This window comes from Gordonia tangerina (assembly GCF_021556435.1).
Taxonomy (GTDB): Bacteria; Actinomycetota; Actinomycetes; order Mycobacteriales; family Mycobacteriaceae; genus Gordonia; species Gordonia tangerina.
In genome coordinates, this window is sequence record NZ_JAKGCU010000032.1 from 34,027 (window position 1) to 48,114 (window position 14,088).

At 63.5% G+C, this 14,088-nt stretch carries 15 protein-coding genes and 1 pseudogene; 8 read left to right on the plus strand and 8 right to left on the minus strand.

All coding sequences use genetic code 11. The annotated features are described in order from the left end of the window. Nucleotides 1-4: 4 nt before the first annotated feature. Both L1892_RS22350 and L1892_RS22355 read right to left on the minus strand, forming a co-directional pair. Nucleotides 5-655 (minus strand): hypothetical protein, encoded by a 651-nt coding sequence (locus tag L1892_RS22350; protein ID WP_235725978.1) that lies wholly within the window; start codon nt 653-655, stop codon nt 5-7. Nucleotides 656-688: 33 nt separating this feature from the next. Further along, complete coding sequence (locus L1892_RS22355) at nt 689-1,120, minus strand: hypothetical protein (RefSeq protein ID WP_235725979.1); 432 nt, start codon at nt 1,118-1,120, stop codon at nt 689-691. 404 nt (nt 1,121-1,524) lie between these two features. Here L1892_RS22355 and L1892_RS22360 point away from each other — a divergent pair, with 404 nt between their 5' ends. Continuing rightward, a complete protein-coding gene (locus tag L1892_RS22360; protein WP_235725980.1) occupies nt 1,525-1,818 on the plus strand; it encodes a hypothetical protein in 294 nt (97 codons plus the stop codon). A gap of 51 nt (nt 1,819-1,869) precedes the next feature. Here the strand turns inward: L1892_RS22360 and L1892_RS22365 are convergent, their stop codons facing one another. The 5 genes from L1892_RS22365 to L1892_RS22385 all read right to left on the minus strand — a co-directional run bounded on the left by L1892_RS22365 (nt 1,870) and on the right by L1892_RS22385 (nt 5,339). Next, a complete protein-coding gene (locus L1892_RS22365; RefSeq protein WP_235725981.1) occupies nt 1,870-2,169 on the minus strand; it encodes a hypothetical protein in 300 nt (99 codons plus the stop codon). Nucleotides 2,170-2,205: 36 nt separating this feature from the next. After that, nucleotides 2,206-2,775 carry a DUF2716 domain-containing protein gene (locus tag L1892_RS22370; RefSeq protein WP_235725982.1) on the minus strand — a complete coding sequence of 190 codons (570 nt, stop codon included), beginning with the start codon at nt 2,773-2,775 and terminating at the stop codon, nt 2,206-2,208. Between the two features lie 26 nt (nt 2,776-2,801). Next, the gene (locus L1892_RS22375; protein WP_235725983.1) at nt 2,802-4,151 is read right to left on the minus strand and encodes a hypothetical protein; all 1,350 of its coding nucleotides are present in this window, start codon (nt 4,149-4,151) and stop codon (nt 2,802-2,804) included. Between the two features lie 69 nt (nt 4,152-4,220). Beyond that, nucleotides 4,221-4,838 (minus strand): hypothetical protein, encoded by a 618-nt coding sequence (locus L1892_RS22380; protein WP_235725984.1) that lies wholly within the window; start codon nt 4,836-4,838, stop codon nt 4,221-4,223. 57 nt (nt 4,839-4,895) lie between these two features. Further along, nucleotides 4,896-5,339: a hypothetical protein gene (locus tag L1892_RS22385; RefSeq protein ID WP_235725985.1), complete on the minus strand. Its 444-nt coding sequence runs from the start codon at nt 5,337-5,339 to the stop codon at nt 4,896-4,898. Between the two features lie 94 nt (nt 5,340-5,433). Here L1892_RS22385 and L1892_RS22390 point away from each other — a divergent pair, with 94 nt between their 5' ends. Beyond that, nucleotides 5,434-6,267, plus strand: coding sequence for a hypothetical protein (locus L1892_RS22390; protein WP_235725986.1), 834 nt, complete (start codon nt 5,434-5,436; stop codon nt 6,265-6,267). Nucleotides 6,268-6,503: 236 nt separating this feature from the next. Here the strand turns inward: L1892_RS22390 and L1892_RS22395 are convergent, their stop codons facing one another. Further along, nucleotides 6,504-6,959 carry a sulfite exporter TauE/SafE family protein gene (locus L1892_RS22395; RefSeq protein ID WP_235725987.1) on the minus strand — a complete coding sequence of 152 codons (456 nt, stop codon included), beginning with the start codon at nt 6,957-6,959 and terminating at the stop codon, nt 6,504-6,506. 847 nt (nt 6,960-7,806) lie between these two features. Between L1892_RS22395 and L1892_RS22400 the strand changes: the two genes are divergently transcribed. The 6 genes and pseudogenes from L1892_RS22400 (at nt 7,807) to L1892_RS22415 (ending at nt 13,381) form a co-directional block, all read left to right on the plus strand. Further along, entirely contained in the window at nt 7,807-10,119 is a 2,313-nt protein-coding gene (locus tag L1892_RS22400; RefSeq protein ID WP_235725988.1) for a BamB-related PQQ repeat family beta-propellar protein, read from the plus strand. A gap of 217 nt (nt 10,120-10,336) precedes the next feature. Beyond that, on the plus strand, nt 10,337-10,426 hold the full coding sequence (locus L1892_RS25110) for a phage upper tail fiber protein (RefSeq protein ID WP_435948563.1): 90 nt from the start codon (nt 10,337-10,339) through the stop codon (nt 10,424-10,426). 11 nt (nt 10,427-10,437) lie between these two features. After that, on the plus strand, nt 10,438-11,058 hold the full coding sequence (locus L1892_RS22405; protein WP_235725989.1) for a hypothetical protein: 621 nt from the start codon (nt 10,438-10,440) through the stop codon (nt 11,056-11,058). A 112-nt stretch (nt 11,059-11,170) separates the two neighbouring features. Then, nucleotides 11,171-11,434, plus strand: a complete 264-nt coding sequence (locus L1892_RS22410; protein ID WP_235725990.1) for a hypothetical protein — start codon at nt 11,171-11,173, stop codon at nt 11,432-11,434. A gap of 170 nt (nt 11,435-11,604) precedes the next feature. Beyond that, nucleotides 11,605-11,853, plus strand: a pseudogene (locus tag L1892_RS25080) (hypothetical protein); the annotation flags it as partial. Between the two features lie 919 nt (nt 11,854-12,772). Continuing rightward, nucleotides 12,773-13,381 (plus strand): hypothetical protein, encoded by a 609-nt coding sequence (locus tag L1892_RS22415; RefSeq protein ID WP_235725991.1) that lies wholly within the window; start codon nt 12,773-12,775, stop codon nt 13,379-13,381. Nucleotides 13,382-14,088 lie beyond the last annotated feature (707 nt).

Below are 14,088 nucleotides of genomic sequence, written 5' to 3' on the forward strand. Positions count from 1 at the left end.
GGTCTCAGTTGTCGGTGACCTGGCGCAGACCGATCGCGCGGCCTGCCGCGAAGGTCGCGGACAAGACGATGAGGACGATGGCGATCACGACGATCCACGTCGAGGTGACCGTCGCAAAGCCCAGTGCCCACGCACCGGCCACGCCGCAGATCGTGGCCAGCAGTGCGCCGACGGGTAGCACCGCAGCCACAGCCTGAACAGTCTGGCTTGTCGCGGGATCATCGACGGCCCGCAGGGCCAGGAATACCGCGGCAACTGCAAGCCCGTACGCCACAGCGCCACTGATCGCGTACGGCACCAGCGGCGACAGCCAGTCAGACAGGTCGACCATCAACGCAACCGCGAGTAGGACGGGTGCTACGCCCACCGCGGACCCGAGCAGGCCGGCCACCACGGTCGTGCCGATCCGCCGCTGCGGATCCACGCGCGCACCGGCCGCATACAGCATTCCGGCGGTCACAGCTCCTACTACCGCACCGGCCGCGGCTACAGCGAGATAGCGCATCGGTTCCGACAGGGCGACCCTGCCGCCGCCGAACGACGAAATCGCCATGTACGAACCGTCGCCCGGAGTCATTATTCCCTGAAACAGGGCTGCCGCCAGCAGCGCGATCACACTTCCCGCGAACATCAACGTCACGCAGAGTCGACCCATGTGTGCATACTGCCGTACGCCCGACGGCGTGAGTCAGCGTGGTGGGCGGGCGTGTTGCGTCGGCGTTGCCACGGCCGTATGGCACAGCGCAATGACAAGCGCGACGATGGTCATGGGTATGCAGGCCAGCAGCAGCCCCCAGAAGCCACTCCAGTGGCCGAGCCCGAATCCGGACAGGACCGCCAGTACGGCGACCGCCAACCACGAGACGCTGCACCGCATGATCGCCGCCGCGAGCGACGGTGCGGCTGCCAGTAGTGCGCCCACTTGCACCAAGGGCCAGATTCCCACCACCGAGTACATGGGGTCATCACAAGTAGCGCCGGTGGGCATGTTCGGCAGGTACAGCTCGCCCGATTTGGAACACGACATCGATACTGATCCCACCGGCCCGAAGGCCGCCCACACTGCGAGGCCGACACCGAGCAGCGCCAAGACGGTCCACGCTGCGCGAACCTTTGCCATGGGCGAACCTTATGCGACCCGCCAACGCATACCGGTCATCGAGCCGCATGTAGACGCCGCGATGTCGTCACATCTGGCCCTACAGCTTCACGAGCAGAGTGTCTCGGAAGCGCGAACGTTGGCCGGTTCGGAATCGGAATACACCGAGACAAAGCCTTGACCATCGAGTTCCGTCGCTGCCGAGGTATCCGTCGCGCAGCGCAAGATTACTCCTGGAGAGTTGATCTCGCTTTCGGACAACATCGGTTCTCTTGGCCGATGAGCCGCCGACGACCGAGGTAGATCTTGGTCGGGCGGTGTCGTTGACGTGTCGGTGGGCACCGTTGACCGGATCGATGATTCCAGCCGAGTTCGGTACACGGCTTCCATCCGTTGCTGTCGTTGAACGCGAGGGTGTTCCGCGCGTGGTCTCGGGTCAGGGCCGAGACTTCGAAGCGTATCCGGACGTCGGTCCGGACCTGGGTATGCCGTCTGTTGAGTGGGCGCAAAGCCCTGGCGTTGCGCACGAGGACAAATACCTGGAGCCGTTCCTACGCCGAAGCGTCCCTGAGTTCGCCGGAGTGGTTGAGGAGGTGCGCTACCTCTGGTCGCCCACCTGGCCGACGGGGCATGTCGATCAGGTGACGGCGGATTCGGCCAATCCGGCACTCGGTAGCTTGTACGCGGTCGGAAAGCTCATCTCCGTGGCTGTGGAGTAGGCGGGGCCGCTGCGGCGGGTGTGGTCCACGGATGCAGAAGATCGGGAGCCCCTAATCCATCTCAGCCATGTCATTACTCGATGGTGCTGGAGTTCGGCGGGACGGTCCGAATCGCCATGCGGCAGCACCCACGATCGGAATGATCCACACGACGCCAAGCCACATCACGCTGCGCCGCCAGCCGATGTGTCGGCTGATGACGTCGACGGTGGCAAACATCGACAGGGTGAACCAGACGGAGAACAGGACGAGCATCGCAATGGCGGTGTAGAACAGTCGGTTCAAATCCGCGCTACACGCCGCGTCTCTGCCGCATTCGGATAGTCCAGCCTCGGCGAGTAGCACGTTCATGACTCACCGGCCGTGGATCGCGCGATCATCGGAGCGTCACAGTGCGTCATCATGTTTCTCCTCCCAAACCGCGTTGCCGTTCAACCGCTTCCGCGGCAGCCAGGTCGCCAACGTCCGTCCCAGCGTGTGGACCAACTCGTTGCCGAACACGCACAGCGTCTTCTCCCACGGGTGCCCGAACGTTCCGGTGCTGAAATCCGGACGGGCGAAGATGTAGTAGTCGCCGTTCGGGTACACCGTCACCGGCCACTCGGTGTCGAACGTGTCGGCATGCACCTTGTCATCGAGCCGATACCCACGGTGCTGCCAGTCGAGCACGATCCACTCGTGATCGTCGAACACGCTCACGAAACAACGCTGTGCTTCGGCGTTGATCGCGTCGAACTGTGCGCTCCACACACCGGGCGAGTTCTCCGGGACAGACAGATCGAAGGTCACCGACGGAGTCGGATCAATTACGGCCGGCCAGCCCTTCGGGTCGACGCTCGGACGGAATGTCGTGAATCGATCGATGAACAACTCCCACGCCCGATCCTCTTCGGTCCGCGGCAGGTAACTCCACCCCGGTGGCAACCGGGTCCCGTGGTCGAGCGTCCAGCGCATCATCAGACGATTGTTACCAGCTACGGCGCTTATGCGTACAACACCCCGTCGACGGCCAGTGACGCGGATGGATAGGCATGGGTGCCGGCCTGTTCGAGTAGCTCGGTGACTATCCAGCCGAACGGCTCTTGTCGTTTGCGCCCGAGCGCGTCGTAGATACCGACCCGGGAGCGGATGAAAAGTCCCGGATATGCGATGTGCCGGTAGGTGAGTTCGACGACTCCGTCGGGCCAGTCTCCGACGAACTCCGCCTGTACATCGGACACCTGGTGGGCGAACCGTGTTCCGTCGAAGAAGGTCACGCACCACTGCGCATACGAGTCGTGGTCGACGGGCCGCGGTCGGAGCGGCCAACGGTGTGCAGAGATGTCGATGTCGTCGATCGCTGACATCATTGAGACCGACTGCGCATCCGCATCCCACACCTCGAGCCGGGTTCGCCCACCTGAACGAGTGGACCCTCGGGTCAACAACCAAGCGCGGTGGTGCTCTGCGGCACCGCGCATGACCCACCGGTCGTCGATCTCCTTCGTCCACAACGGCTCGGGGTCAGTTCCCGTGTCTGTGTACGCGCGCACGATCGTGCGCTCCTTACCGGGTGTGCGGCGTCCCCAGTGCCACCGCACGCCATATCCGACTGCCCGCTTGCGCAGGTGCGCCTCGTTGTAGGTCGGGTCGGCATAGTCCTGGGTGTAGCTCGTGTCCTTGGACCAGGTGGTCGCGATGTGGTCGGGGCGCACCAGGGCGTCGGGGTGCGGGGCGTCCAGCCGCACCGACAACCCCGAATTCGCCCACACCACCCGATAGCGATCACCACCGGTGGGCGGTGGTGTATCTCCGTAGTCAACGAGTTCGCGAGTCCATGGCTCATGGTGTACTGACACGAACAATGTGCCTTCTTCGGCGTGCGCGTGAAAGACGATGCCGTCGACGGGGATCGTGGACATCGAGCCGGTCCGGTCAACGTGCAGCAGTGTCGATTTCGGTTCTCGCCGCGGGGGTCGGTCCGGCGTAGGGGAGATGTCGTTGCGCTTGGGTGCTGGTGGTTTGAGCCAGGCGCCGTCGACTCCACAGCAGATGAGTTCCGCGCCGTGAGTGTAGGTCGCGAATATCAGTCCGTCTGGACCGATGCGTCCCAATGGTTCGTCGGGCGCGTACTGAATCCAGAATCCCTGGTCGTCTACGTCGATCCGACGACGAAAAGGTCGCCGCAGATCCGACGCCATCTCTGGCCACGACACCAGCCGGACGACCTCTTGGGTAGCGGGATCGAACAGCGCGGCAACGGGCTGGATGGCATCAAGCACCCAGACATAGCCGGCACTGAAGAACACTTCGGAGGGGCGAAACGTCGTCCGCCCAAAACACGCGGCGCTCATGCGCCTTTCGGTCGAGTCACCACATCACGGTAGCAGTGCTGTCAACGCTTCGTGCGTGCGCTACCACGCTCACGCATACCACGGCGGCTCTCGAGGGAACTCGTCCTCCACGACGTCGATGCGCGAATCATCAAGTAGATCAGCGATTCCCGCCGACGATGCCCCGATGCTGGCGAAGTGCGGATCGACGTCGCGGACCATACACCACGCCCGGTCGGCCGGCCACACGAACGCCGGCACGGGAAGCCGTGATCCGAGTCCCTCGCCCTCGTCGTCATCCCATCCGATCAGATCGGTGTCGCCGCGGTACAGGTAGTAGGAACGGACAACCGAGCCGCGGTCGTCGGCGAGGTCGATCGTGGCGGCGCCCAGTCCGGTGCTCAGCGCGGCGACCTTGGGCCAGCCCTCCCAGATCAGGTAGAAGCAGTCGTCAGGAGTGGTCGTGTGACGCGCGAGATGCGTTACCGCGACACCCATCTGCCAGATCTCCGACGGATCAGGACCGCCGCGGTCGGGAATGTTGGCGTCACTTTCGCGTTGGCCGAGGAACTCGGGGTCGGGGATGAAGCGCAGACGCGCATACCGCTCGTAGCCAACCGGAGCGAGGACGGCCAGGTGCGCCCAGTCCTGCTCCGGACCGAACAGCCAGTCGGCTGGGGATCGTTCACGATATGCGTGCACGGTCATCGTCACTCCTTTGCTACTGACCCGTCCTCACTCGGCTTGGTACGTACGTTGAACGCCTCAAAGTCGTATCCCTCCACCCCGCCGGATGTGCACGGTGCCGGTGGGTGTCGGCAGGGCCGGCGGCTCGGTTCGCGGCACGTCGAAGTCATCGATGACGGACTCGCGCATCGTCGTCAAGCCGTCCGGTCCGGGATCGCCGACGCTGCGCCACAGCCACGTCATAAACGGCGCCTGCGGGCGCTCTTGCCGAGTCGTCCCGGCGGGCCACACCGACCCCGCGACATAGTCGCAGCCGTTCTCCGGCGGGACGACGGCCGACCACTCGAACTCCACGGCGGTGCCCGGGCGCAAACCCATCAGCCCGGGTTCGGACAGCTCGGCGACGGCCTCCACTCTCAACGAGCACGAGTCCGCCGACGTCCCGCCCGGCGTATCCGCCGAAACGGTGACACCCCAACCCAGCTCCTGATGCCAGGTCTCGACGGTTCCTGTTGACGACATCCCGTCACCGTAGGGCTGGAGTTGCGATCGGGGAATCGAATATTCATCGAGGCCGGTTGACTTGGGAACTTACACTACCGATCTAGCCTGACCCATGGGGACGCCGTCGTGGATCGAGTTGGCCGGCCGCAACGCTGCCGCAGAAGCGATATGCCTCAGCGGAACACTGACCGCCACCGAGAAGAACGAGGCCTCACGTGTCGACTTCCAGCACGCTCCCGGCGGCAAGTGGTGCGTGGAACACGAGGGCCAACCCGTGTACATCGCGTCCGGCGCCACCGCGGTGGTGCGGGTCGAGGGCCACATGCGCCGACTCGACGGTGACATCCGCCTGCCGATGCTCGGTGCCCGGTTCAGCCCGCTCGATCTCCTCGGCCGCGAATCTTTGATCCACAAGATGAGCACGTCGATGGCCGTGGAGGGTGATGCCGAACAGCGCACCATCGGCGGACGTGCCGCCTGGTCGATCCGGCTACGCGCCCCGGAGCGCGATCCGATCGAGATGACCTTCGACGACGCCACGGGCGTGCTGATCCGGTTGGCGACACCCGACGGAAGGGTGGCCCTCACCGTCGACGGACTGAGCGTGCCCGAGACGCTGCCCGACTCGCTGTTCGAATGGGACGGGCCGGTTCTCGATGAGCGTCCGACCCGAGGGACCCGTCGCAGCGACGAAGACGACGAGACCGAGCGCATTGAGGCCCTGCGGGCGCTGATCGCCGCACACTCTCAGCCTGACCGGGTCATGGCCGCCATCGCCGGCGCGGACAGCGAACGCGGGGCACGCTCGACGCTGGTCGAACTCCTCGGGGTGACCGAATCCGGTGCGGATCACATCCTCGCGGCCCCGATCGGCATATTCCGCGGTGACCACGCCGTCGCCAACCGGCGAACACTCGAAATCATGGAAGATGAACGCCGGCAGTGACGCGGCGGCACCCGATCCGGGCTGAAAAGCGCGAGAAATAAGAGAGCCCCACCGGACCAGTCGGGGGTCGGTCCGGCGGGGCGCCCAGGAGGCTTTCGTCCGGTCCCGATCGGGAGAGAAGGGGCCGGCTGCGAAAGCCTGAACCTCAACGATAGTTGATTTTCGATTCGCCCATGCGGCAGACGCCGAGACTCGGGACCAACAATGCTGTGACCAGCGAGAAAACGCGAGCTCAGTCAGACGAACCCTGGCTGCGAACCGTGACCCGCCGATCCTGCCAATTTGTCGCCTTGAGCCCGTAGCGGGTGCGTACCAGCATCCACCCGACGGTCCCACCAACCAGCGCGACCGCCAAACCCGACGAGCGTGAACAGGTTGCTGACACCCAGCATCTTCAGTCCCGCGGTCACCAGCAGCAGCACCAGCGCCAGGGCGCGGCGCACGAGTCCGGCCGATGCCCGCGAGGACAGGCGGGCCCCGAAGTAGGCGCCGGGGATGCTGCCGACCAGCAGAGGTAGCACCACGCTCCAGTCGACGTCGCCGAACAGGAGGTGGCCGGCGGCGGCCGCGATGACCAGGGGGACGGCTTGGGCGAGGTCGGTGCCGACCAGTCGCTTGGCCGTGTGCCGACCTTTGCCGGAAAATTCACCTGCATACTCCGGTCGAGGTTGGGGTTCACGGATCTGCAGCACCGTCGGGTGACCGGCACCCCGACCTCGACCGTGGGGCCGCTGTGGCCCCATCCGACCAAGACATTCGCCGTCGAGTTCGCCGGCACGCGAAGTGGCCAGAAGTGTCCCCGGCAAGAGTCCTCGATGAGTACGTCCCAAGCGTTGTTGAGCGCACAACGTTCCGCGGAACATCATGCCACTGCCGGGTTGGTGTCGGATTGGCGGGCTTTCTATGCCAACGCGCCGCAAGCTGAGACTTGAGGACGTCCGCGATGCGGTGCAGCGGACTGACTCGGCCTCAGGTCGCGCCGATCCGTGACCTGGTGAGTCGCTACGAAATCCGCAGATACCCGGCGTCGGTTCGCGAAAGGCGTTGCGTAGATGGCCAGCGCTTCGACCGAGAAGAACCTGCCTGATGCTCGTTTGAGTCCGGCTGATCGTGGCGGACCCGAGTTCCCGCGATCCCTACTCATACTCCGGTGCCAAAGGGGCGCGAGATCTCGTTGTCCGCTTCTTTGTTTGCCTCATCAACTATCACATTGGGCGGCAAGCGAACACAGGTGTTCACATCTCGATCGATCGCAGAGCGGAGAGCAGTCCGAAATATTCGACCAGATGCACGACGCGCGAAGTGACCGCCGAGGTCTTTACTGGAGTAGTGGCGGAGTCGTTTCCTGGGCCTCCGCCGGGATCGGATGGCCCACGCGGGCGCCCGGACGACGAACAGCCGCCCGAGGCGGCGACGAGTGCATTTCCGACGGCGCCGCAACCCCTGGCGGCGCCCGGGTTCGGCTACCCGCCGTCCCAGCAGATGATGCCGGGATCACACATCCCCACGGGCGGGCTACCACCGCCTGGCATGCCGCCGATGACGTGGTCGCTCGGCCCGCCGCCCCCACCGCCCCGACGACGCGCGTCGCGCCTAACCTGGCTGGTCGGCGGTCTGGTGTTCCTGCTGGTGATCGCCCTCGGTGCGCTCAGCCTGGTGTGGTTCACACACCGTTCGTCGCCCGCAGACGATTCGTTGCTGGCCGGACAGCTAACCCGTTCGTTCCCGACGGCGCCGAACCCGTCGTGGACGGTCACCGCGGAGCAAATGGGCGGCGACCGGTTCGTGTCGGGCCTGGCGACCGAGGGCCAGTACGGCGCCCTCGGAGCGGTCACCGACGGCCAGACGATCGTAACCATTGTGGGCGGTCCCTTCACCACGCTCGGTCCCTCGCACCGGGTCCTCGGAGTCGACGCCTCGACCGGCACGACGTGGCGACTCGATCGCACCGTGCGCGGCTGTTCGGACACGATCGTCGAGCACAGCATCGCGTGCCGCGGTGATTCGGACGTCTACTTTATCGACACCCGCACCGGGACTCTGACAGCAACTGTCTCGCTGCCGATCTCGCAGTCCTCCTATGAGATCGCCTACAACGGTTCGGCGGCCTTCCTGCACTCCTACTCGTCCACAGACCGCAGCACCACGTTCTACAAGGTGACCCCCGAGGGCTTGGAGTGGCAGCGATCGGTGGTGTTGCCTGAGCAATTTCCGGGCAGCGGCGACGCCTCCACGTTCACCGCGACCGCCGACCTCGTCGCGAGCGCGTCGGTGTACGGGGTCGTTATCTCCGCCGACGACGGGCGAGTACTACTCAACAGGCCCGCATCCTGGACCGTCGCTCGGCTGCTCGATGGCGCACTCGGTCTGGTGACCGGTCAGGTGTCGAACGAGGTGGTGACCAACCGCACGGTGACGGTGGTTCGCCCGGACGGAACGGTCCATGACACGCCCGGTGGCTCCGTGGTGGTCCCACATGTGGCCGTGCCCGAGCAGCAGAACCGTGTCCTGGTCGACACGGACTATGTCGATCTGACCGATGGGCGGTCACTGTGGACAACCGACAGTGCCTCCGGCGAGCGGTTCGGCGCAGCGGTGCTCGGCGATAACAGGGAACTGATCGTCGTCGATCTGCAGGCCGGCGACCTCGTCGCCTTGTCTGCCGCCAGCGGTGCAGAACTCTGGCGATCACCGATCTCGGACAGCTACCGGTCGTCGGGCTTTGCGGTCACCGATGGCGAACGCATCATTGCAACAACACCAGATGGCGGGCTGGCCGCCGTGGATCTGGCCACCGGCGCGCCGGTGTGGGTGCGCTCGCCGGCCGCGATCGGTAACGCATCGAGCGTCGGTGACAGCGAGCATGGGCCGGTGCTCACCTTTGCCGCCGGCGATCACCTGGTGACGGTAACCACAACCACCATCACCGGATTCGCGGCAACAGGAGGAACGGCGGTCGTGCCGGGTACGGCGCGGTCGGAATCGGCAGGCTCGGGCGGGGCCGTCGGCGGCGATCAGTACGTAACCCCGTGCGGAACACCGCCGATCTTCACGCCACAATCGTTTCGGACTTCGCCGAACGGACTGGACGTCGAGATGACTGTCACCGCGCAATGCCCGGGCGGCGATGTCCTCTACGGGCCGCACACCCGGATCAGCATCACCGATGGTGGGCACCTCGTTGCCTCCGGAACGTTCGACCTCGCGCCGGTTCCGGTGGTGGTGCCGCCACCCCAGGGAGCTGGGTCGGCGACGACGATCGTGCTGACCTATCCGGCGGGTACGTTCTTTCGCCTCCCGGACACGCTGCCGCCGAACGGTAGTGCCAGTGCAACCCGCTTCCTCGTCGAATGCGACCCAGGTGTGACATCCGGTGTCGCGCCTCGCTTGTCGGTGCGGGATGTGGGAGGGGACGCGCCACCGGTGGCTGCCACCGGTCCGTCGTTGCCGGACGGTGCAGACCCGTCGGCGACGAGTATCGACGCGTTGCGTCTGCAAGCCGATTCCGATCGCGCCTTCATCCTCGCGAATCTGAACAACCGCTGGGTTGCTCAACTCAGTTCCAAACGACCAGGACTGTTCGCCGACGGACGCACATGGGACAGCCGGGCCATTCTCGAGGAGTTCCTGGCGCTACGTCTGAGGTTCAAGGATGCGCGGCTTCTGTACAGCGACGAGTGGAATGTGTTCAGCTACCGCGGGTGGTGGGTGACCGTCGCTGCGGTCACCTTCCCGGGCCCGGACGCCGCCAACAATTGGTGCAGAACAGAGGGTTTCGATCCTGATCACTGTTTCGCCAAGCTGGTGAGCACCACGGCCAGCCCCGATGCGTCGACCAAGTATTGGGGGTAACTATCGAGGACAGCCACGCCGTCTGGCCAAGAAGGGGGGAGCACGTCGTGGTGAGCCCGCCCACGGATTGTCATGGCGTAGATAAACCGTGAGGTGCCATCAGTATCCGAATTCCGCGTCTCTGATCCCGACTCAGCTATCGGTGAAAGCGTATGTCGATGCCAACAGGCGGCGCTGGTGTGGGCAGTGTGAATCCACCGAATGCGACCGCACCCCGGTGAGCACCGTGCAGTGGTACGGGACGCGAGCGCAGTGCGACGCCATCGGGACCAAAGACACCGCCACCGAGTACAACATCTATCTATGAGGTGATCAATCGTGGAACAGGACCCGAATCTGCCCGAAGACCCGAACCAGTCTGCCCTTCCGCCTGAACATACGGATCGGGTTGACTTCTCGAACTGGAACAGGAAACCAGCGAAGCCACCGCCTGACTCCAACAAGATCGTCCTGGTTGTTCTTGCGACTGTCGGTGCCGTCATCGCTGCCGTGCTCACCATCAGCTTCGTGTGGTGGCTGGTCGTGTATTACCCAGCGAAGAACGCGGTTGACGACCTGTTTGATGACCTGGACGAGCCGTCGCCCTCGTCAAAGATCGAGGACGGTACGTGGAGGGGCGTGCTGAAGCATGATGATTCAGATTCTTCGGACCTGAATGTCAGACTGACCATGACCGACTTCGTGGTGCGGGACGACGATTCTGTGAGCATGGTGGCCCAGTTCGACTGGGGCGACAACGATTGCATATCCCGTTCGATACCCGGAGCAATCCTCACTTACGACGATTCGGTGCGTGTCACCATGCGATTTGCTTGTCAAAGCGGTGATGATGTCCCAACCGCGACATTCGAGATGTACATGGACGCTGGACTTCTGAAGGGCACCGTGGAGTGTGATTGCAACGGGGCCGGGTCGTTCGAGTTGACGAAGGAGAAGTGAAATGATCGCTCGTGTGATGGTTGTCATTGTGTGTCGTGCTCGCGCGGCTGAAGATGTCGTGACCCTCTACAACAGGCAGGCCAATCTCTTAGAATCCTGGGACGGATGACAGATGGCACTGGGCACACAGCAGGTCGGCAGGAAGTTTCACGGTACCCAGGAGATCGGTAAACTGTATCGGGGCACCAATTTGATCTTGGACAACTCGTGGACCGGCGCGCTGTACACCGACGACTTCAACCGTGCCAACGAGAACCCGATTAGCACACCGTGGACGCCATATTCCGGGGATACCCGCAAGGCGCAACTGATCTCCAACCGCACGCAGATGCAGACGTTGTCCCAAGCCACGTCCCGGTCGCGGAGCATCATCTAGCACAGCGGTTCGTTCCTAACCGAGAACCAGTACGTCAAGGCACAACTGATTGCGCCGATGACATCACTGGCCGCGAACAACTACACCTACATCTGGCTCGGCGGTAACCGGCACCAACTCGTTCGTCCCAACAACGCGACCGCCGACTGTCCGGCAACCCGGACCTCGAAGAAGTGCGGCTTCTGTACAGCGTCGAGTGGAATGTGTTCAGCTACCGCCGGTGGTGGGTGACTGTTGTTGCGGTCACCCTCCCGGGCCCGGACGCCGCCAACAATTGGTGCCGAACAGAGGGTTTCGATCCTGATCACTGTTTCGCCAAGCTGGTGAGCGCCACTGCCGGCCCCGATGCGTCGACCAAGTATGGGGGGGTAGCTATCGACTGGCAGCCACGCCGTCTGGCCAAGCAGGGGACCCCGTAGGCGTGGGTTCGCCCCGAACATCTCTGTGCGGATAAAAGCGTTGGGGTGCAGTTGTTATCGGGGGGCGTACGACACAAGGCCCTGGAACGGAAAAGGACGGAGCACAGTGTGTGGCAACAACCCGGAACCGAGTCAGTAGTGTTGCCACGCAGAGGATTCGCGTTACCATAACCAATCCAGTTACGGGTTTCATCCGGCGTGAGCAGACGGCGCCGCGCGCCGCTGTCATCGATTAGGACGAACTTCGGACGGCAACATGGACTCGAGATGATGTATTTGAAATACTTGGGCTGCAACACAAATCGCTTAAGGTGGTATGCAATGCGAACATTGACTCGCTTCGGAATCGGTATGTGCTCAGTCAGCGCGGCTGTGGCCGTGGCGGCATCTCCGGCGGCTGCCGCACCGTACTCGTCTGGGACCATCAGTTCTTCGGTCAACAACACAATCGTCTATCGCATCACGAATCTGACGGACAGTGTGCGAAGTTGCGAGGCCTTCCTGAGCGGCCGCGTCAAATACACGACGCCTCGCAAGAGGATTCCGCCGAAGACGACCGAGATCTTCACGGTGGCCGGGGTTCCGGCCGGCAACTACTCGACGTGGTGGGCATGTAGCAGTTTCGCCAATGGCAAGCAGGTTGTCACAGTGCTCGGCGCGTCCTCGGGTACACCTCACCTCACCGAGAATGCCCCTGCGGCGGGTACCTTTGGTCTATCCGGTCTTGGATCATTGTTCGGGGGTTTCGGATCGTCGTGAGGCGCGGGCCGGGCACGTCGAGTTGCATACGGCAAATCAGGCAAGGTCACGTGCTGGGGATGTCTGGAGTTGCATCCTTATTTGGGTCATATCCGAAAAAGCGTTGCTCACTCCACAACGAGGGCAATGCATGGACTCGAATCACAATTGAGTTATCGGCGTGAAGAACTTCGCCTTAGTGCTACCGGTAATAGCCGCGATGCTGATCCTGGGCTGCAGCGGCGCGGGCCCGGTCGCGGTGGTTGGAGAGGGCCGACCTGTGGACCACGACGAGTTGCCAGATCTCGACTACATAGCAGACGATATGGTTGTCGCGCATTCTGCGCTTCCGCCGCTGCCCGCGGGCGAGTACACGTTCGAACAGGTAACGCAGGCTGAGGAACCCTCGAATTCCGAATGCGACCTGAGGTTAACTTACGAAGCTGGCGTGAAAGTGGATAGCGACAACCCTGACTATCAATATAGAATACAGATCGGGTCAGTTCGCAAGAGGATGGATCTGAATGCCTACTATGTCAACTGTGTGAGCATCGAACCCTCATATCAGCAACTTGTTCGTGAACTGGAAAATGCGCCCCCACGCGCCTCAGGCTTCTGCAAGAAGTCGCACGGAAAGAACATCTTGTGTGGTCTTGGCGGCTACACACGGGGCGTCGTCGTCGCGGTGTCAGCTCAAGGCTTCGGAGGACAAGAACTGCCGAGCGACGTTGTGGACGAACTCGCCAAGATGTACAGGGCCCAGTCGGGCCGCCTGGCGAGCTGGAACTGAATTGCCGGATGGTGCCGCCTTCGCCGAGTCGGGATTCGGCAGGTGCCGCCTCGGTCATGCGCCACTACGCGAGACGGTCAACCCGGTGATCGCCGAGCAGGCCGCGGTGTCGAAGATCGAACGGCGCCAGGATCTTCTGCTGGCGACGCCTTCGCCCGCAGAGCCTGACCACTCCTGACCTGATCACGGAGAGGCCGGTAGCAACGTAGCCGCGCCACGCTATCCGAGCCGACCCACGCGAGCTCAAGAGAGAGCCCGCCGGACCAGTCGGGGTCGGTCCGGCGGGGCGCCCGGGAGGCTTTCGTCCGGTCCCGATCGGGAGAAGGGGTCGGCCCGATAGTTGATGATTATCGATTCGCTCCTGCGGCCAATGCGGAGCTTCGCAACCCCTCCGTGATCGATCCGCGGAACGCTCAACATGTCAGATCGCATCCCACGGCCAGGGGCCGGCTGGCTGAACCCGGGCCCGCTCCAGGTGGTCAATTGTCCTTGCGGTCACGAGCACGCTGATTCTCTAGTCAAGCGCCTTTTCGTCGTACCCGATGCCGAGGACGGTGTTTTCACGCTCAGGAACCCTACTTCTCAAACCGGCTCTTCCTGATTCAGAGTGCATCCAGGCGTTCGGCGAGCTGTCCGGAATGGATCAGGGACCGCAAGATGTAGTGGCCGAGGTTGCGGAATCCGAGGGCGATGCCGCGTAGATGCTC

Excerpts from the sequence above, each read along its gene's own strand:
- L1892_RS22370 (WP_235725982.1), bottom strand. The coding sequence starts at position 2,775 with ATGATGCGCTGGACGCTCGACCACGGGACCCGGTTGCCACCGGGGTGG.
- L1892_RS22410 (WP_235725990.1), top strand. The coding sequence starts at position 11,171 with ATGGCACTGGGCACACAGCAGGTCGGCAGGAAGTTTCACGGTACCCAG.
- L1892_RS22375 (WP_235725983.1), bottom strand. The coding sequence starts at position 4,151 with ATGAGCGCCGCGTGTTTTGGGCGGACGACGTTTCGCCCCTCCGAAGTG.
- L1892_RS22400 (WP_235725988.1), top strand. The coding sequence starts at position 7,807 with ATGACGTGGTCGCTCGGCCCGCCGCCCCCACCGCCCCGACGACGCGCG.
- L1892_RS22350 (WP_235725978.1), bottom strand. The coding sequence starts at position 655 with ATGGGTCGACTCTGCGTGACGTTGATGTTCGCGGGAAGTGTGATCGCG.
- L1892_RS22385 (WP_235725985.1), bottom strand. The coding sequence starts at position 5,339 with ATGTCGTCAACAGGAACCGTCGAGACCTGGCATCAGGAGCTGGGTTGG.
- L1892_RS22390 (WP_235725986.1), top strand. The coding sequence starts at position 5,434 with ATGGGGACGCCGTCGTGGATCGAGTTGGCCGGCCGCAACGCTGCCGCA.
- L1892_RS22380 (WP_235725984.1), bottom strand. The coding sequence starts at position 4,838 with ATGACCGTGCACGCATATCGTGAACGATCCCCAGCCGACTGGCTGTTC.
- L1892_RS22365 (WP_235725981.1), bottom strand. The coding sequence starts at position 2,169 with ATGAACGTGCTACTCGCCGAGGCTGGACTATCCGAATGCGGCAGAGAC.
- L1892_RS22355 (WP_235725979.1), bottom strand. The coding sequence starts at position 1,120 with ATGGCAAAGGTTCGCGCAGCGTGGACCGTCTTGGCGCTGCTCGGTGTC.